The sequence below is a fragment of the Sphaerotilus hippei genome (assembly GCF_003201595.1).
Classification (GTDB): Bacteria; Pseudomonadota; Gammaproteobacteria; order Burkholderiales; family Burkholderiaceae_C; genus Sphaerotilus; species Sphaerotilus hippei.
Map to the genome: position 1 here is coordinate 66078 of NZ_QJJS01000004.1, position 18205 is coordinate 84282.

Below are 18205 nucleotides of genomic sequence, written 5' to 3' on the forward strand. Positions count from 1 at the left end.
CGGCCCCGCCTTCCTGGACGAACGCACGGCCCGCGACGAGATCTGCCGGGTCGGCCGCTCGCTGTTCGAGCGGGGCTACGTGCACGCCACCGCCGGCAACATCAGCGTGCGCCTGGCCGACGGCTACCTCATCACGCCCACCGACGCCTGCCTGGGCACGCTGGAGCCGGACCGCCTGGCCCGGCTGGACGCCGAGGGCCGCCAGGTCTCGGGCGACCGGGGCAGCAAGACCATCGTGCTGCACCGGCGCATCTATGCGGCCAGCGCCGCCACCGGCCAGGCCGCACGCTGCGTCATCCACACCCACAGCACCCACCTGGTGGCCTGCTCGCTGCAGGCCGACGGCGCGGCGGGGGGCCGGCTGGCCGACGACGCCGAGCTGCTGCCCGCGGTCACGCCCTACTTCGTGATGAAGGTCGGCCATGTGCCGCACATCCCCTACCATCGGCCCGGCGCCCCGGAAGCGGCCGAGTGCGTGGCCCGGGCGATCGAACGCCATGCCGCCGCCGGCCACCCGATCCGGGCGGTGATGCTGGCCCGGCTGGGCCCGAACGTCTGGCACGACCACCCCGCGGCGGCCATGGCCACGCTGGAGGAGCTGGAGGAGACCGCCCGGCTGTGCCTGCTCACCCGCATCCCCCCGCTGGGCGCGCCCCAGATCGACGAGCTGCGCCAGGTCTTCGGCGCCAGCTGGTGACCGTGACCCCCTCCGGAGGATCCTGACCATGCCCCGTTTTGCCGCCAACCTGACCATGCTCTACAACGAGCATGCCTTCCTCGACCGCTTCGGCGCGGCTGCCGCCGATGGTTTCCAGGGCGTCGAGTACCTGTTCCCCTACGCCTTCGCCGCGGGCGAGCTCGCCGCCCGACTGGCCGACCACGGCCTGCAGCAGGTGCTGTTCAACGCGCCGCCGGGCGACTGGGAGGCGGGTGAACGTGGCCTGGCCTGCCTGCCCGGGCGCGAGGCCGAGTTCCGCGCCGGCTTCGAGCAGGCGCTCGAATACGCCCAGGCGCTGGACTGCCCGCGCGTGCACGTGATGGCGGGCCTGGCCCCGGCCGGCGTCGAACGCGCGGCGCTGCAGGCCACCTACGAGGCCAACCTGGCCTGGGCCGCCGGGCGGGCCGCCCGCGACGGCCGCGACGTGCTGATCGAGCCGATCAACCCCCGCGACATCCCCGGCTTCTTTCTGAACCGCCAGGACGAGGCCCACCGCATCGTGCAGGCCATCGGTGCCGCCAACCTGAAGGTGCAGTTCGACCTCTACCACTGCCAGATCGTCGAAGGCGACGTGGCGATGAAGATACGCCAGTACCTGCCCACCGGCCGGGTGGGGCACTTCCAGATCGCCGGCGTGCCCATGCGCCACGAGCCCGACCTGGGCGAGCTGAACCACCCTTACCTGTTCGAGGTGATCGACGAGGTGGCGGCGGCCTGCGGCTGGCAGGGCTGGGTGGGCTGCGAGTACCGGCCCCGGCTCGGCCCGCAGCCCGGCGCGACGACGGCGGGGCTGGGCTGGCGCCCGTGACGGGCGCGCCCGGGGGACAGGCCCCCGGCGTCAGCGCACGATGCGCTGCCCCCGCTCGTCGACCACGGCCTCGCCATCCTCCTTCGTGAAGGCGCGCTGCTGGGCCGAGGGCAGCAGGTCGAGCACCCGCTCGGACGGCCGGCACAGCCGCGCGCCCAGCGGGGTGACGACGATCGGGCGGTTCATCAGGATCGGGTGGGCCACCATGAAGTCGATCAGCTGATCGTCGCTCCATTCGGGGCGATCGAGCTGCAGCTCGTCATGCAGCGTGCCCTTGCTGCGCAGCAGCTCGCGCGGCGACAGGCCGATCGCGGCGATCAGCGCCACCAGCTCGTCGCGGCCGGGAGGGGTCTTCAGGTATTCGATGATCACCGGTTCGACCCCGCTGTTGCGGATCATCTCGAGGGTGTTGCGCGAGGTGCCGCAGGCGGGGTTGTGGTAGATCGTGATGGCAGTTCGGGTATCGGTCACGGTCGGTCTCGAAGTCAGGTCGCAAGCCACGCACCATACGCCCGAACGGCAGCGTCGACGAGACCCCTCGACCGCATCCGGGATGCGCCGCGCGCCTGCCGCCCGGCTTACGATGCAGGCCCGCACCGGTCACAGCCCGTCGGCCGGCCTCGTCGCTGCCCTCCCGGAGACGCCAAGATGCCCCGTTCACCCTGTCCCTTCGTCTGGTACGAGCTGATGACCGCCGACGCCGCGGCCGCCGAGAACTTCTACCAGGCGGTGCTGGGCTGGCAGATGCAGGACGCCGGCATGCCCGGCATGCGCTACACCATCCTGTCGGCGGGATCGACCCCGATCGGCGGGCTGATGGCGCTGGACGAAGCGGCCCGCGCCGCCGGCGCCCTGCCCGGCTGGATCGGCTACCTCGGCGTGGACGACGTGGACGCGGCGGCACGGCGGGTCGTGGCCGCCGGGGGCTCGATCCATGTCCCGCCCGACGACATCCCGGGCGTGGGCCGCTTCTCGGTCGTGGCCGATCCGCAGCGTGCACCCTTCGTGCTGTTCCGCGGCGCGACGCCGCAGGCCCCGGCCCAGGCCGAGCCCGGCACGCCCGGTCATGTGGGCTGGCACGAGCTGCACGCCGGCGACGGGCCCGAGGCCTTGCGCTTCTACCAGGACCAGTTCGGCTGGACCGCCGACGAGGCGATGGACATGGGCCCGATGGGGGTCTACCAGCTGTTCACCACGGGCGGCGAGGCGGTGGGCGGCGTGATGACGAAGAGCGAGGGCATGCCACGCCCGTGCTGGCTGTTCTACGTGAACGTCGAGTCGATCGACGCCGCGGTGGAGCGGGTCCGCACGCACGGCGGGCAGATCCTGCACGGCCCGCACGAGGTGCCGGGCGGCAGCTGGATCGTGCAGGGGCTGGACCCGCAGGGCGCGATGTTCGCGCTGGTCGGGCCGCGGGCCTGAGCGGGGCCCTGGCGCCGTCCACGCGCCGGGCGGCGGCAGGTCGACGCCCGCGGCTGCCTCTTCGTGAGGCAATCCAGGAAAGATCCAGCACTGGCAAGCCCCGATCACGGCCACCCACATCTTGCCCACAGACTTGCCCACACCAACGGGGGACAAGTCCACCGGAACCCCGGCGCGGGCTCAATGTTGCGGTCCGCCGGCCGAAAACCGGACATGGATGCGACCGCCGATGCCCCGTTCAGCCTGACGACCTTCCTGCTGGGACCCGCCGGCGGGGTGCGCACGCGCACGGTGATGAGCCTGATGTCGCTGCTGGTCTTCCTGATGTTCGCGGTGGCCCAGCATGTCGAGGTGCAAATGGGGCTGATCGACCGGCAGGCCTCCCATGCGCTGACCGTCTTCGGCCTCACCGGCGCGGTGCTGTTCGTGGCGATGATGCGGGCCGACCTGCGGCTGCCGGGCATCCGGGACCCCAGCATGACGGTGCTGCAGATCACCTTCGCGCTGGTCGCCATCGCCTGGTCCTACGGCATCCACGGGCCCGCACGCGGGGCGGTGATCTCGATCATGCTGCTGATCCTGGTGTTCGGCATGTTCGCGCTGAGCCCCCGGGAGTCGCGGACGCTGGGCTGGCTGGGCTTCATGCTGCTGAGCGGCGTGATGGCCTACAAGACACGGACGGACCCGCAGCGTTACCCCCCCCAGGTGGAGCTGATCCACTTCGGCTCCGCGGCCATCATCGCCGCGGGCGTGGTCACGCTGTCCTCGCGCTTCGGCCGGCTGCGCACCCGGCTGCTGCAGCAGCGCGCCGACCTGACCGAGGCGCTCGAGCGCATCCACCGGCTCGCCTCCCGCGACGAGCTGACCGGCATCCTGAACCGCCGCGCGATGATCGAGCAGCTGACGGCGCAGAGCTCGCACATGCAGCGTGGCGCGCGCCCGATGTGCCTGCTGGTCGTGGACCTGGACCACTTCAAGCGCATCAACGACACCTTCGGTCACAAGGCCGGCGACCTGGCCCTGCAGGCCTTCGCCAACCTGGCCACCCGGACGCTGGACGAGCGGGACGTGATCGGTCGCTGGGGCGGCGAGGAGTTCCTGCTGATGCTGCCCGAGACCTCGGTCGAGGCCGGGATCGAGCGCACCGAGCGGCTGCGCCAGGCTGCGCTGCGGCAGCCGCTGACCGACGTGCACCCGTCGCTGGTGATCACCTTCTCGGCCGGCCTGTCGCCCTGCCGGGGCATGCACGACATCGACGCGGCGATCGAGCGGGCCGACCAGGCCATGTACCGGGCCAAGACGATGGGACGCAACCGCACGGAGCTGGCGCCGCCGATCGCCGGCGCGTGAGGGCCGGCGCCGCCCGCCTCAGGCCGGCGGCCAGTCGAGAGCGACGACCGTGCCCCGGCCGGCATCGCTGCGCACCGTGAGGCGCGCGCCGATGGCCGCCGCCCGGGCGCGCATCGAGTCCAGGCCGATGCCGCGTGTGGCCACCACGGCAAAACCGCAGCCGTCGTCGTGCACCTCGATGGTGATCGCGCCGTCGGGCCGGCAGTGGGCGGCGAAGCGGACCGACCCGGCCTGCGCATGCTTGAGCACGTTCGAGAACGCCTCCTGCAGCAGCCGCAGCAGGTGCATGCGCTCGGCGTCCTGGCGCAGGAAACGGGCGGGCAGCGCGTCGCAGTGCCAGTGCAGCGCCGTGCCCCGGGTCTGCAGGGCCGGCGCCATGCGCCAGCGCAGCGTGCCGAGCAGGGCCGAGATCGGATCGTCCTCCGGATCGCTGGACGGATCGACCGACAGCACGTCGAGCACGCTGCGCAGCTCCTTGAGCGCATCGTCGAAGAGCTCGGCCACCTGGGCCACCTCGAGCGACTCGCGGGTGCGCAGCATCGCGCTGGCCGACAGCAGGTGGGCACCCAGGCCGTCGTGCATGTCGCGCATGATGCGCCGGCGCTCCTCCAGCACGACGAGCTGCTCGCGCTGCTGCTGCAGCCGCTCGTAGTCGGCGGCGATGCGCACCCGCTGGGCGTCGACCTCACGCTGGAGCTTGACCGCGGTGCGGGCCTCGAGCCGGGCGACGCCGACCAGGCGCTCGATCAGGTGCATGCCGAAGGCGATGCACAGCAGCGGCACGGCGACGTAGGACCAGGCCCGGGAGCCGTAGCTCGACACCGACCACCAGCTGCCGAGGTCGAGCACGTGGGCCAGCAGCATCAGCGCGAACGACAGCGTCATCAGCAGGCGCGAGACCGAGAACTCGCGCCAGACGCGGTGCAGCAGCGCGGCCTGGGCCATCAGGGCCAGCGGCAGCGAAACCAGCGCCATCGCGATCAGCCAGTCCTCTCGGTGCACGACCGGCAGGCCGCACAGCACCAGCAGGCCGCCGGTGTAGAGCCCGCCGATCCAGTAGCGCAGGCGACCGTCCGGGAAGGACGCGAAACAGAGCGCGAACAGCAGCATCGGGGCGATGAAGGCCACCCGCGAGGCGAAGAAGATCAGGCTCCAGTCGTCCAGGCTCATGTCGATCCAGGCCGTGGAGATGTGCAGCAGGTGACTCACCCAGGCCAGGGCCGTCAGGGCCAGCCAGAGCGCGGCCCGCTCACCCAGCGTCCACCACAGCATCAGGCCGGCCACGCCGAGGGTGGCCATCACCCAGGCGATGCTGTGGCTGCGGTCGTGCGCCTGCCGGGCCATCACGGTGCAGGACTCGCGCATCACGTCGCTGTCGCCGAGCAGGAAGGCCCCCAGTCCGGGCGCCAGCCCAGGCGGGGCCCGCACGCGCAGCAGCAGCTCGTGGGGGCCGGCCGCCAGATCGCCGCCCAGCAGCACGTGCAGCGGTCGCGCGAAACTGAGCGCCGCCACGGCGTCGGGCGTGTCACGCAGCACGGAGCGGCCATCCAGGCTCACCTCGCTCAGCAGCGGGCTGCGCGGCATGCAGACGCCCAGGCGGCCCGAGCCCTCGATCGCCGAGGGCAGGTCCAAGCGCACGCGGTAGGTCACGTCGGCCGGTCCGCCGGCGTCCACCGGCACCACGTGGGGCAGCGCACGGGACACGCCGTCGACCTGCGCCGACACGATCGGCCGGCAGTCCGGATCCCCCTCGGGACAGCGCAGCGCCTGCTCGCCCTGGCTGCTGCCCACCGGGGGCCGCACGAACAGGGCCAGCAGGACCAGGCTGATCAGCAGCGCCGCCAGGCCACGCGGCACCATCGGATGCCCGAGCAGGCCCGCCAGCGCCTGTCGCAGCCGGGTGCGCCACCGCCCCCGGCGGCCGCTGCGCCCGGCCTCGGGAGCCGGACCGGAATCGAGGGCCGCGGGGCGGGACGGCATAATCATCTTCATACTTCTCGACGGATGAACCAGACCTGTGCCACGTGCAGCATTGCGCCCGAACGTCCTGCTGGTGGAGGACGATCTCCATTTTGCGCAGTGGGCCAGCGGCGTGCTGCGCAGCGCCGGCGATTTGCGGGTACATGTCACGCACGGACTGAATGAAGGCCTGCAGGCGTGGCAGCTGCACCGCGCCGACTGGCAGCTGGCCGTGGTCGACCTGCACCTGGGCACGCTGCGGGGCGTCGACCTGATCCAGCAGATCGCCCAGGACCGCGCCGACCTGCCGATCCTGGTGATCACCTCGGTCGAGTCCCCGGCCGAAGCGCTCGAGGCGATCCGCGCGGGTGCACAGGGTTACATCCTGAAGTCGACCATCGACCACGAGCTGCTCAACGTGGTGCGCCAGGTGATGGCCGGCGGCTCCCCCATCACGCCGAGCATCGCCCGCCAGCTGCTGACCGAGTTCCGCGGCCATGGCCAGGCCGTGGCGCCGAGCGCCAGCGCCGTGCCCGGCGCGATGATGGAGAAGCTCTCTCAGCGCGAGGTCGAGGTGCTGCGCCTGCTCGCGCGGGGCTACACCGACAAGGAAGTGGCCGCGCAGCTCGAGATCGCCCCCACCACGGTCGACACCCACGTGCGCAAGATCTACCGCAAGCTGAGCATCAACTCGCGGGTCGAGCTGCGCCGGCTGCTGGGCTGAGCACTAATTCCTGTTCCGCGTCCTTCCTGCGGCATCCCGTGTTTCGCGTGATGTCGCGGCGGCGGTTTACCGGGCACATTCGACCCTCATGTGATGAACGTGTCCTGCCGCAACCGGTGTGCGGACAGGCCATGTTCCCGGCGGATCAGTTCCCGCCGGCTGGACGGGACCGGTGCGTGCCACGAGCCGCTGCGGGCCTCTCCGGTGATCAGGGCCCACCCGTGCGAAAGCCGGGGTCGCAAAGCCACCGGTCTACCGCCTGAAGAGGCCATGACAGCGGGGTTGCCACTGGAAGATCGATCCCGGTCGTGCGCCCCGCCCACACCGCCCGAGTCCTCCGGCACCCGAGCCGCTGACCTGGCCTCCCGGCCTGCCCCGGACCTCTGCGCTCCCGATCGACGCACGTGACCAGCCCCCTGCGCTCGTCAACCTCGTGTGTGTGAGAAATAGGAGTTCCCATGGCAGACAGTCTGCAGAAGTGGGTCGGTCGCAACCGCCCGCCACGTGTCCAGATCACCTATGACGTCGAACTCGGCGACGCGGTGGAGAAGAAGGAATTGCCGCTGGTCGTGGGTCTGATGGCCGACCTCAGCGGGCAGCCCCTGACGCCGCCGGCCAAGCTCAAGGACCGCCGCTTCGTCGAGATCGACGGCGAGAACTTCAACGAGATCATGGCCCGCATCGCACCGCGCCTGGACCTGTCGGTGCCCGACACGCTCAAGGGCGAAGGCCAGCTGAAGGTCGAGCTGAACTTCAGCTCGTTCGAGGACTTCCACCCCGAGGCGATCGTCACCCAGGTGCCGCGCCTGGCCCGCCTGCTCGAGGCCCGCCAGCAGCTGCGCGACCTGCTCGCCAAGCTCGACGGCAACGACGAGCTCGACGCGCTGCTCGACGACATCGTCAGCAACACCGAAGAGCTCAAGACGCTGCGCCGCCAGGCCGACGCCGGCACGCCCGCCGCCTGAGGCGGCCCGCACGCCATCGTCCTGCCGTCCAAGAACCTGACCAGAAGGGTGAACTCCCATGTCGACCGAACTTGAAGCTGAAGGCGGCGCTGCCGTCGCCACCCGCCCGGCGCCGAGCGCCGGGGCCAGCCTGCTGGACCGCATCGTCCAGGAAGGCAAGATGGCCATCGACCCGTCCCAGGGCAGCTACGCGAAGAAGCTGCTGGGCCAGCTGGCCACGCAGATCCTCGACGAGGGCATGAAGACCAGCCCCGACAAGGGCGTGGTCACGGCCATCAACGAACGGGTGGCCGAGATCGACCGCATCCTGTCGGACCAGCTCAACGCCATCATGCACGACCCGGCCTTCCAGGCGCTGGAAGGCTCGTGGCGCGGCCTGCACGACATGGTCCACGGCACCGAGACCAGCTCGACGCTGAAGCTGCGGCTGCTGAACGTCTCGAAGAAGGAGCTGCTCAAGGACCTCGAGTCCGCCGTCGACCACGACATGAGCGCGCTGTTCAAGCAGGTCTACGAGTCCGAGTACGGCACCTTCGGTGGCAGCCCCTACTCGCTGCTGATCGGTGACTACGACTTCGGCCGCCAGCCGCAGGACCTGGCCCTGCTCGAGCGCCTGTCCAAGGTGGCCGCCGCCGCCCACGCGCCCTTCATCGCCGCGGCCGCCCCGTCGATGTTCGACATGGCGTCGTTCACCGAGCTGGGGGTCCCGCGTGACCTGGCCAAGATCTTCGAGAGCGCCGAGCTCGCCACCTGGCGCAGCTTCCGCGAGAGCGAGGATTCGCGCTACGTCGCGCTGGTGCTGCCGCGCTACGCGGCCCGCCTGCCCTACGGCGCGCAGACCGATCCGGTCAGCTCGTTCGGCTTCGAGGAAGACGTCGACGGCACCGACCACTCGAAGTACCTGTGGGCGAACTCGGCCTACCAGCTCGGCCTGCGCATCACCTCGGCCTACGCCACCTACGGCTGGACGACGGCGATCCGTGGCGTCGAGGGCGGCGGCAAGGTCGAGGGCCTGACGGCCCACACCTTCAAGACGGCCGAAGGCGACGTGGTGCTCAAGTGCCCGACCGAGGTGAGCATCACCGACCGGCGCGAGAAGGAGCTCAACGACCTGGGCTTCATCGGCATCGTCAACTCCAAGGGCTCGGACCACGCCGCCTTCTTCGGCAGCCAGACGGCCAACAAGCCCAAGGTCTACAGCAAGGACAGCGCCAACGCCAACGCCTCGCTGTCCGCTCGCCTGCCCTACGTGCTGGCCGCCTCGCGCTTCGCCCACTACCTGAAGGTGATCATGCGCGACAAGGTCGGCAGCTTCCAGACGCGCGGGGAGGTCGAGGCCTACCTGAACAACTGGATCGCCGACTACGTGCTGATCAACGAGAACGCGTCGCTGGCCACCAAGGCCCGCTTCCCGCTGGGCGAGGCCCGGGTCGACGTGACCGAGGTGGCGGGCCGCCCCGGCGCCTACCAGGCCACGGTCTTCCTGAAGCCGCACTTCCAGATGGAAGAGCTGAGCGCCTCGATCCGCCTGGTGGCCTCGCTGCCGGCCCCGGCCGCCTGAGACTGAATCCACGGCAACACCCGCGGGCCGCCGGACGGCGGCCCGCTCCCCCACAGCGCAGACGGAGATCCTCACATGGACGTGATCATTCTGGAAATCAAGGACGTCAAGGGCAACTGCCAGATCGACAAGTACCAAGGGCAGATCATCATCCAGTCGTTCAGCCACGGCGTCAGCCTGCCGCTGCAGATGGACACCTCGAACACCGAGCGCACCGCCGGTCGACCGATCTTCCAGGAGATGAGCTTCTCGAAGATGGCCGACATGTCCACGCCGGTGCTCTACGCCGCGTGCGTGGAAGGCCGCAAGCTCGGCGACGCCAAGATCCACATCGGCCGCAACGAGAACGGCGTGTTCATGTCGGTCATCGAGTACGTGCTGACCAACGCCATGGTGTCGAACATCAGCACCTCGGGCGGTGGCGGCATTCCGGGCGACAGCTTCTCGCTGAACTTCACGAAGATCACGATGGACTTCACGCAGCAGAAGTCGGATTCCACCAAGAAGGGCACGGCCAACTTCGGCTGGGACCTGGAAACCAACAAGGCCGCCTGAGGCCGCGGGGACACCGGCGATCCCCTGCCGGTGTCCTGACCCGATTCCCCACTCCGACCGCGCTCCATGGCCACCTTGCTGCCCCACGCCATCGCGCCGCTGTTCGAGCGCCTGTGTGCCGACGCCGATGCGCCGGTGGACAGCGCCGCGCTCGACGAACGGGGCCTGCAGGCGTCGATCGGCCGGGAGCTGGCCCGCCTGCTCAACAGCCGCTCGCGGCTGGACTTCGAGGCCTTCGAGCGCCGCGAGCTCACCGTGCTCGACTACGGCCTGCCCGACTTCAGCGCCCTGAGCACCCGCTCGGGCGAAGACCTCGAGCGCCTGCGACGGGCCGTGCAGCGCGCCATCGCCCGCTACGAGCCGCGCCTGCAGCACCCCCGCATCCGGATCGAGCCCGCGGCGGGCACCGCCCGGGCCCGCATCCGCATCGAGGCGGCCATCTCGCTGGGCCTGACGCTGCGACCGGTGCAGTTCGAGATCGCCGCCGATCCGCATGTCCTTCCCGCTGAAGAGGTGAGCTGATGCGTCTGGGCGACGACCTCCTGGACTGCTACCAGCGCGAGCTGGCCTATCTGCACGACCAGGGTGCCGAGTTCGCCCGCAAGTACCCCAAGGTGGCCGGCCGGCTCGGCCTGGTCGGGGGCGAGTCGAGCGATCCGCACACCGAACGCCTGATCGAGGCCACCGCCTTCCTGGCCGCGCGGGTGCACCGCGACCTCGACCGCGACCTGCCGCAGCTGGCCGCGTCGCTGCTCGACAACCTCTGCCCGTCGCTGGGCCAGCCGGTGCCGTCGATGTCGGTGGCCGAGATCCGGCTCGACCCGACCCAGGGCAAGGTCACCGCCGGCCTGAAGGTGCCGCGCCACACGCTGCTGTCGACGCGGGCCGGCGACGGCCAGACCTGCCACCTGCGCACCGCCTGGGAGACCGTGCTGTGGCCGCTGCAGGTGGTCGAGGTCCGTGTCAGCGAAGGCCGGCTGCTGCGCATCCGGCTGCGCTGCGACGAGGGCACCGACCTGGGCGAACTGGAGCTCGACCGCCTGCGCCTGCACCTGCATGGCGACGCCGGCAGCACCATGCCGCTGTACGAGCTGCTGGTCAGCGGCGTCAGCGCCCTGGCGGTGCAGACCGGCGACGGCCAGCGCCACGTGCTCGACGCCCGCCACTGGCGCGAGGTCGGTTTTGCCGACGACGAGGACGTGCTGCCGCGCCCGCCGCATGCCCCGCCGGCCTACGCGCTGCTGCAGGAGTATTTCGCCTTCCCGCGCAAGTTCCAGTTCTTCGAGATCGGCGGGCTGCGCGGACGGCTGGGCCGCGGCCGCGAATGTGAGCTGTGCCTGACGATCCAGGGCGCGACCGAGCGGCTCGCCCGCCTCGATGCCCGGGTGCTGCGCACCGGCTGCGTGCCCATCGTCAACCTGTTTCCACGCACCAGCGAACCCGTGCGGCTCGACGGGCAGCGGCATGAATACCGGCTGGTCGCCGACCGGCACCGCGAGGGCATCACCGAGGTGCATTCGGTGCTGTCCGTGCAGGTCAGCGACCCCGCGGCCGAGCGGCCGCAGCAGGTTCCCCCTTATGCCGCGCTCGATCCGCAGGATCCGGTCCATGCGGCGGGTGTCTTCTGGGCCGCCCGCCGGGAGGCCAGCGTGCGGGCCGACCTGCCGGGCAGCGACGTCTGGCTGTCGCTGGTCGACCCGGGCCTGGCCCCGGCGCGCCCGGACGCGCCGGTGGCCTGGGCGCGGCTGCTGTGCACCAATCGCCGGCTGGCCGAACAGATCGCCGCGGGCACCCGGCTGCGGGCCGAAGGGCTGTCGAGCGCGCTGCAGGTGCAGTGCCTCTACCCGCCGACGCCGCAGCGCGACGCCCCGCTGGCGGGCGAGGCGATGTGGCGTCTGGTCGCACTGCTGCGGCTCAACCACGGCTCGCTGGTCGGCACGACCGGCGCGGGCCCGGCCCAGGGTGCCGAGGCGCTGCGCAGCATGCTGCGCCTGTTCGCCGACGACAGCGCCAGGGACCTGGCGCAGATCCGCGGCCTGCGCTCGCTGCACGCCCGCCCCTGCACCGCGCGCATCGGCCAGGACGCCTGGCGGGGCCACTGCCGCGGCACCGACGTGCAGCTCGAATTCGACGAGGACGCTTACGTCGGCGGCTCGCCGCTGCTGCTGGCCGCGGTGCTGGCGCGCTTCTTCGCGCTCTACACCACCCTCAATTCCTTCGTGCGCCTGACCGTGCGGCGCCGCGACGAGACCTGGAAACAATGGGCACCGATCAGCGGCCATCAGACCCTGCTCTGACCTCCCCGCTGCCGAGCCGGCCGCAGGCCTGCGAGCTGTTCCAGGCGATCAGCCTGCTCGAGCGCGCGCAGCCGCGGGGGGCCGCGCTGGGCCATGGCAGCGGACGGGGCGAGACCGTGCGGCTGAGCGCGCAGGTGGCCCTCGGCTTCGCGCCCGGCGACGTCACCTCGGTCGAGGCCGTGTGGCCCGGGGATCCGGCCGAGGCGGGCCCGACCGGCAGCGGCGTGCCCGCGGGCTGGCGGCTGGGCACGCCGCTGCTGTCGCTGGCCGGCGCCGACGGCCCGCTGCCGCTGTCCGACACCGAGCTGCTGACGCAGCGCCGGGCCTCGCGGGACCGCGCGCCGCTGGACTTCCTCGACATCTGGCATCACCGCTGGCTGAGCCTGCTCTACCGCAGCCGCAAGAAGAACCACCTCGGCCTGCAGTGGAACGCACCGACCGAAGGTCCGGTGGCGCGCACGCTCGACGCCCTCAGCGCCCTCGGCCTGGCCGAAGGCGCGCGGGGCCCGGGCGGCGAGCGGGCCTGGCTGCGCCACGCCGCCCTGCTGGGACCCGCGCCGCGTTCGATGGCCCAGCTCGAGGCGCTGCTGCAGGACCGGCTGGGCCTGCGCGTGCGCGGGCGGCAGTTCGTCGGCGGCTGGCAGGCGCTGGAGGCCGACGAGACCCCTCGGCTCGGACGCGGCAGCACGCTGGGCCGCACCGTGCTGGGCCGGCGGGCCTGGGATGCCGGGGCCGGCATCTCGCTGGAGATCGGCCCGGTGCCCGGCGCGCGCTGGACGGCGCTGCTGCCCGGTGGCGCCGACCTGGGGCTGGTGCAGTGGCTGGTCGGCCGCCATGCCCAGCAGGACCTGCAGGTGCAGGTCCTGCTGCACGCCGAGGCGGACGCCGCCGCGCCCCCCGCAAGGCTGGGCCAGGCCCGGCTGGGCTGGACCAGCTGGCTGGCGCGCAGCGCCCCGGCGCCGGCCTCGGCCAACCCGTCGGCCGCCCCATCGGCCACGCCGTGCCCGGCCCCCCCCGCACCGGTGCGCCTGCGCCTGGGTGCGGACCGCGCCCGGGCTGGCCTCTGAAGGACGCAGCATGGACATCGACATCCGCACCCTGCTGGGCCGCCTCAACCCCGAGTGCCGCCACGCGATGACCCAGGCCGCCGAGCTGTGCGTGCGGCAGACCCATTTCCATGTCGACCTCGAACACCTGCTGAGCTGCCTGCTCGAGCCGCCGGCGCCCGATGTCGCCCGGGTGCTGCAGGCCTTCCAGATCCGGCCCGAGGCGCTGCAGGCGCAGCTGCAGCGCAGCCTCGACCAGTTCAAGCGAGGCAACGGCCGCACGCCGGCGCTGTCGCCGCATTTCGCGCCCTGGTTCCAGGAGGCCTGGCTGCTCAGCTCGATGCTGCTGGGCGAGCAGCAGGTGCGCTCGGGCACGCTGCTGCTCGCGCTGCTGGAGGTCGACAGCCTGCGCGGCCTGCTGGTCGACGCCGCCCCCGGCCTGCTCGACATCCCGCGTGCCGCGCTGCGCGAGCAGCTCGCGCCGCTGCTGGCCCGCTCGGCCGAGGACGCCGGCGGGGCGACCCGGGCACCGGCACCCGGTGGTGCCGGCACGACCGATGCGGCCGCGGCGGAGGAGCCCGGCGCCCGCATGCCCGGCCTCGGCGAGCCGGGCCGCTCGACCAGCCCGTCGCTGGACCAGTACACCGTCGACCTGACCGCGCAGGCCCGCGAAGGCCGCATCGACCCGGTGCGCGGGCGTGACGCCGAGATCCGCCAGATCATCGACATCCTGCTGCGCCGGCGCCAGAACAACCCCATCCTCACCGGCGAGGCCGGGGTCGGCAAGACCGCGGTGGTCGAGGGCTTTGCGCAGCGCGTGGTCGCGGGCGACGTGCCCCCGGCACTGGCCCAGGTGTCGGTGCGCACGCTCGACCTGGCACTGCTGCAGGCGGGCGCGGGCGTGAAGGGCGAGTTCGAGAACCGGCTCAAGTCGGTCATCGCCGAGGTCAGGGCCTCGGCCACGCCGGTGATCCTGTTCATCGACGAGGCCCACCAGCTCATCGGCGCCGGGGGGGCCGAGGGCCAGGGCGACGCGGCCAACCTGCTCAAGCCGGCGCTGGCGCGCGGCGAGCTGCGCACCATCGCCGCGACCACCTGGGCCGAGTACAAGCGCTACGTCGAGCGGGACCCCGCGCTGGCGCGGCGCTTCCAGGTCGTCAAGGTCGAGGAGCCCGAGCCCGAGCTGGCCATCGAGATGCTGAGGGGCATGGTGCAGACGCTGCAGGCCCACCACGGCGTCGAGATCCTCGACGAGGCGGTGCGCGAGGCGGTGCGGCTGTCGCACCGCTACATCACCGGCCGGCAGCTGCCCGACAAGGCCATCAGCGTGCTCGACACCGCCTGCGCGCGCGTGGCGGTGGGCCAGAGCGGCACGCCCGAGGCGCTGGAGACGCTGACCCGCACGATCGACACGCTGGGCGCACGCATCGCCGTGCTGCGCCGCGAGCAGGCCACCGGCACGCCACGCCAGGACCAGATCACCGCGCTGCAGGCCGAGGTGCAGGCGCTGGGCCGCCGCCGCGACACGCTGCAGGCGCGGCTCGACGAGGAGCGCCGCACGGTGGCCGAGATCATCGCGCTGCGCCGCGCCATCACCCGCGCGCTGGACGAGCCCCCGGTGGTCGGCGAGGACCCCGAGGGCGATGACGGCGCGGTCGACCCGGCCGTGCAGCTGCAGCGCCTGAACAAGGGGCTCGAGGCCTTGCAGGAGGAGGATCCGCTGGTGCCGGTCTGCGTCGACGCCGGCACGGTGGCCGGCGTGATCTCGGGCTGGACCGGCATCCCGGTGGGCCGCATGCTGGCCGACGAGCTGCACGGCATCCTGAACCTGAAGGAGCGCATGGCCGAGCGGGTGGTCGGCCAGGACGATGCGCTGGACACGATCGCGCGGCGCGTGCGCACCTTCCGCGCCCACCTCGACGACCCCGGCAAGCCGGTGGGCGTGTTCATGCTGGTGGGCCCCAGCGGCGTGGGCAAGACCGAGACCGCCTGCGCGCTGGCCGACCTGCTCTACGGCGGCGAGCGCCACCTGGTCACGGTCAACATGTCGGAGTTCCAGGAGGCCCATTCGGTCTCCAGCCTGAAGGGGGCGCCCCCGGGCTACGTCGGCTACGGCCGCGGCGGGGTGCTGACCGAGGCGGTGCGTCGCCGGCCCTATTCGGTGGTGCTGCTCGACGAGATGGAGAAGGCCCACCCCGACGTGCTGGAGCTGTTCTTCCAGGTCTTCGACAAGGGCGTGATGGACGACGGCGAAGGGGTGCAGGTCGACTTCCGCAACACGGTCATCCTGCTGACCTCCAACGCCGCCCAGGACCTCATCACCGACGCCTGCGGCCCGGGACGCCGGCCGGCGCCGGCGGCACTGGTCGAGCGGCTTCGACCCGAGTTGCAACGCCGTTTCAGCCCCGCTTTTCTCGGCCGCCTGGTGCTGGTGCCCTACTACCCTCTGGGTGATGTGCAGATCCGCCGCATCGTCGAACTCAAGCTGGAGCGCCTGGCCCAGCGCTTCGCCAGCCACCACCACGCCCGCTTCAGCTGGGACGAGGCGGTGCTAGCCCACATCACCGCACGCTGCACCGAGGTGGACAGCGGCGCGCGCAACGTCGACGACATCCTGACGCAGTCGGTGCTGCCCGAAGTGTCGACCCTGGTGCTCGAGCACCTGTCGATGGCCGAGCCGTTCTCGGCCATCCACATGGCGCTCGACGCCGGCGGCCGCTTCACCTTCGGCTTCGACGCCGCACCGGCCGGGGCCGCCTGATGCGCACCGACTTCAGGCAGGACGGCGCGTTCATGCAGGTCAGCACGCCCTTCGGGGCCGACGTGCTGCTGCTCGACGCGATGGAGGCCAGCGAAGGCCTGTCGGAGCTGTCCAGCCTGACGCTGGACATGCGCTCGGCCGACACCGCGCTGGACGCCAGCCGCATCATCGGCCAGCCGGTCACCGTCACGCTGCAGGTCGGCGAGGGCCCGAAGCGCCACTTCAACGGCATCGTGGTGCGTTTTGTCCACACCGGTGGCGACCGCGAGTTCTCGCACTACCGCGCCGAGGTCGCGCCCCGGCTGTGGCTGCTGACGCTCAGCCGCGACCGGGCGATCTGGCAGAACCAGAGCGCCGCCGAGATCGTCAAGGCGGTGCTGGGCCGCTTCGGGGTCGGCTTCGACGACCGGCTCAGCGGCAGCTACGGCGCCATCGAGTACTGCGTGCAGCACGACGAGACCGCGTTCGACTTCATCTCTCGCCTGATGGAGGCCGTGGGCATCTTCTACTTCTTCAGCAGCTCCGACGGCGACCACCAGATGGTGCTGGCGGACGCGGCCGGCGCGCACGTCGACTGCCCCGATGGCGCCGCCGTGCGCTTCCTGCCCGCGACCGGGCCGCGCCAGCCCACCGACACCATCACCAGCTTCGAGCTCGAGCACCGGCTGGTGCTGCAGAAGCACACGCTGAGCGACTTCGACCCGCTGCAGCCCGGCACGGCGCTGAAGACCGAAGCCAGCGGCACGCTGGGCAAGGGAGAGGTCTTCGAATGGCCGGCCGGGCACCTGACGGTCAGCGCCGGCACCGCGCTGGCGAAGCTGCGGGTGCAGGCCAGCCAGGTCGACAGCCAGGTGCTGCGCGGCGACGGCCATGTCTACCCCTTCGCGGCCGGCACGCGCTTCACGCTGTCCGGGCATTTCCGCAGCACGCTCAACACCACCCATGTGCTGCGCCGCGTGCGCCACACCGTGCGTGACGGAGGCTACCGCAACCACTTCGAGGCCTTTGCCGCGAGCCTGCCCTTCCGCGCACCGCTGGACACGCCGCGCCCGCGGGTGCTGGGCAGCCAGACGGCCACCGTGGTCGGCCCGTCCGGCGAGGAGATCTGGTGCGACCAGCATGGCCGCATCAAGGTCCAGTTCCACTGGGACCGGCTGGGCCGCAACGACGAGAACAGCTCCTGCTGGGTGCGCGTGATGCAGGCCTCGGCCGGCGCGGGCTTCGGCACGCTGAACCTGCCTCGCATCGGCCAGGAGGTGGTGATCACCCATGTCGACGGCGATCCGGACCGCCCGCTGGTGACCGGCTGCGTCTACAACGGCACGCACGCCACGCCGGTCACGCTGCCAGCCCACCAGACCCAGACGGTGCTGCGGACCCGCTCGTCCAAGCAGGGCACGGCCGGCAACGAGATCCGCCTGGAGGACAAGAAGGACAGCGAGGAGTTCTACCTGCATGCCCAGAAGGACATGAAGGTCGAGATCGAGAACGACCTGAGCGTGACCCTGACCGAAGGCAGCGAGACCCGCACGCTGGAGAAGGGCGACCGCACCATCGAGGTCAGGACCGGCAAGGAGGTCCACAGCGTCAAGGGCACGCGCGAGCTGACCGTCACCGGTGACGAGACCCGTGCCAACGAGGCCGGTTTCAAGCACACCGTCTCGGGCGACTACACGCTCACCGTCGATGGTGACCTGGTGCTCGACATCGGCGGCACCATCCTCATCAAGTCGGCCAAGAGCATCACGGTGCAGTCGGGCACGACGCTCACCCACAAGGCCGGCAGCTCGCTGAGCAACGAGGCGGCCACCGCCCTGAGCAACGAAGCCGGCACCGCGCTCACCAACAAGGCCGGCACGTCGCTGACCAACCAGGCCGGCACGTCGCTGACCAACAAGGCCAGCCTCGGCCTGGTCAACCAGGCCGGCACGACGCTGGACAACAAGGGCGCCATGATCAACAACAAGGCCTCGGCGATGCAGACCGTCGACGGCGGCGGCATGCTCACCCTCAAGGGCGGGCTGGTGAAGATCAACTGA

General features: G+C 71.6%; 15 protein-coding genes and 1 riboswitch. Of the genes, 13 read left to right on the forward strand and 2 right to left on the reverse strand.

Annotated elements, in window-relative coordinates; genetic code table 11:
- The first annotated feature begins 13 nt into the window (after positions 1–13).
- On the forward strand, positions 14–697 hold the full coding sequence (locus C7444_RS05640; RefSeq protein ID WP_110400046.1) for a class II aldolase/adducin family protein: 684 nt from the start codon (positions 14–16) through the stop codon (positions 695–697).
- A 28-nt stretch (positions 698–725) separates the two neighbouring features.
- Positions 726–1526, forward strand: a complete 801-nt coding sequence (gene otnI, locus C7444_RS05645) for a 2-oxo-tetronate isomerase (RefSeq protein WP_110399864.1) — start codon at positions 726–728, stop codon at positions 1524–1526.
- Positions 1527–1556: 30 nt separating this feature from the next.
- On the opposite strand, the gene arsC is transcribed toward otnI, so the two are convergent.
- Positions 1557–1997, reverse strand: a complete 441-nt coding sequence (arsC, locus tag C7444_RS05650; protein ID WP_110399865.1) for an arsenate reductase (glutaredoxin) — start codon at positions 1995–1997, stop codon at positions 1557–1559.
- A 177-nt stretch (positions 1998–2174) separates the two neighbouring features.
- On the opposite strand from arsC, the gene C7444_RS05655 reads away from it, so the two are divergent.
- Together C7444_RS05655 and C7444_RS05660 are read left to right on the forward strand one after the other, a co-directional pair.
- Positions 2175–2948, forward strand: a complete 774-nt coding sequence (locus tag C7444_RS05655; protein ID WP_211317488.1) for a VOC family protein — start codon at positions 2175–2177, stop codon at positions 2946–2948.
- A 213-nt stretch (positions 2949–3161) separates the two neighbouring features.
- Complete coding sequence (locus C7444_RS05660; RefSeq protein WP_170130643.1) at positions 3162–4298, forward strand: GGDEF domain-containing protein; 1137 nt, start codon at positions 3162–3164, stop codon at positions 4296–4298.
- Between the two features lie 18 nt (positions 4299–4316).
- Here C7444_RS05660 and C7444_RS05665 read toward each other — a convergent pair whose 3' ends face one another.
- The gene (locus C7444_RS05665; protein ID WP_170130644.1) at positions 4317–6284 is read right to left on the reverse strand and encodes a sensor histidine kinase; all 1968 of its coding nucleotides are present in this window, start codon (positions 6282–6284) and stop codon (positions 4317–4319) included.
- A 46-nt stretch (positions 6285–6330) separates the two neighbouring features.
- Between C7444_RS05665 and C7444_RS05670 the strand changes: the two genes are divergently transcribed.
- From C7444_RS05670 to C7444_RS05710, 9 genes are all read left to right on the forward strand, one after another.
- Positions 6331–6981, forward strand: coding sequence for a response regulator transcription factor (locus tag C7444_RS05670; RefSeq protein ID WP_170130645.1), 651 nt, complete (start codon positions 6331–6333; stop codon positions 6979–6981).
- Positions 6982–7183: 202 nt separating this feature from the next.
- Positions 7184–7271: riboswitch (cyclic di-GMP riboswitch) on the forward strand.
- A gap of 168 nt (positions 7272–7439) precedes the next feature.
- The gene (gene tssB / locus C7444_RS05675; protein WP_110399869.1) at positions 7440–7946 is read left to right on the forward strand and encodes a type VI secretion system contractile sheath small subunit; all 507 of its coding nucleotides are present in this window, start codon (positions 7440–7442) and stop codon (positions 7944–7946) included.
- Between the two features lie 58 nt (positions 7947–8004).
- Positions 8005–9507, forward strand: coding sequence for a type VI secretion system contractile sheath large subunit (tssC, locus tag C7444_RS05680; protein WP_110399870.1), 1503 nt, complete (start codon positions 8005–8007; stop codon positions 9505–9507).
- A 75-nt stretch (positions 9508–9582) separates the two neighbouring features.
- Positions 9583–10062: an Hcp family type VI secretion system effector gene (locus tag C7444_RS05685; RefSeq protein ID WP_110399871.1), complete on the forward strand. Its 480-nt coding sequence runs from the start codon at positions 9583–9585 to the stop codon at positions 10060–10062.
- Between the two features lie 66 nt (positions 10063–10128).
- A complete protein-coding gene (tssE, locus tag C7444_RS05690) occupies positions 10129–10584 on the forward strand; it encodes a type VI secretion system baseplate subunit TssE (RefSeq protein WP_110399872.1) in 456 nt (151 codons plus the stop codon).
- Entirely contained in the window at positions 10584–12359 is a 1776-nt protein-coding gene (gene tssF / locus C7444_RS05695; protein WP_110399873.1) for a type VI secretion system baseplate subunit TssF, read from the forward strand. The genes tssE and tssF overlap by 1 nt, the downstream gene beginning before the upstream one ends.
- Positions 12323–13426, forward strand: a complete 1104-nt coding sequence (tssG, locus tag C7444_RS05700) for a type VI secretion system baseplate subunit TssG (protein ID WP_110399874.1) — start codon at positions 12323–12325, stop codon at positions 13424–13426. Before tssF ends, tssG begins: the two co-directional genes overlap by 37 nt.
- A gap of 10 nt (positions 13427–13436) precedes the next feature.
- Positions 13437–16166: a type VI secretion system ATPase TssH gene (tssH, locus tag C7444_RS05705; protein WP_110399875.1), complete on the forward strand. Its 2730-nt coding sequence runs from the start codon at positions 13437–13439 to the stop codon at positions 16164–16166.
- Complete coding sequence (locus C7444_RS05710; protein ID WP_110399876.1) at positions 16166–18205, forward strand: type VI secretion system Vgr family protein; 2040 nt, start codon at positions 16166–16168, stop codon at positions 18203–18205. Before tssH ends, C7444_RS05710 begins: the two co-directional genes overlap by 1 nt.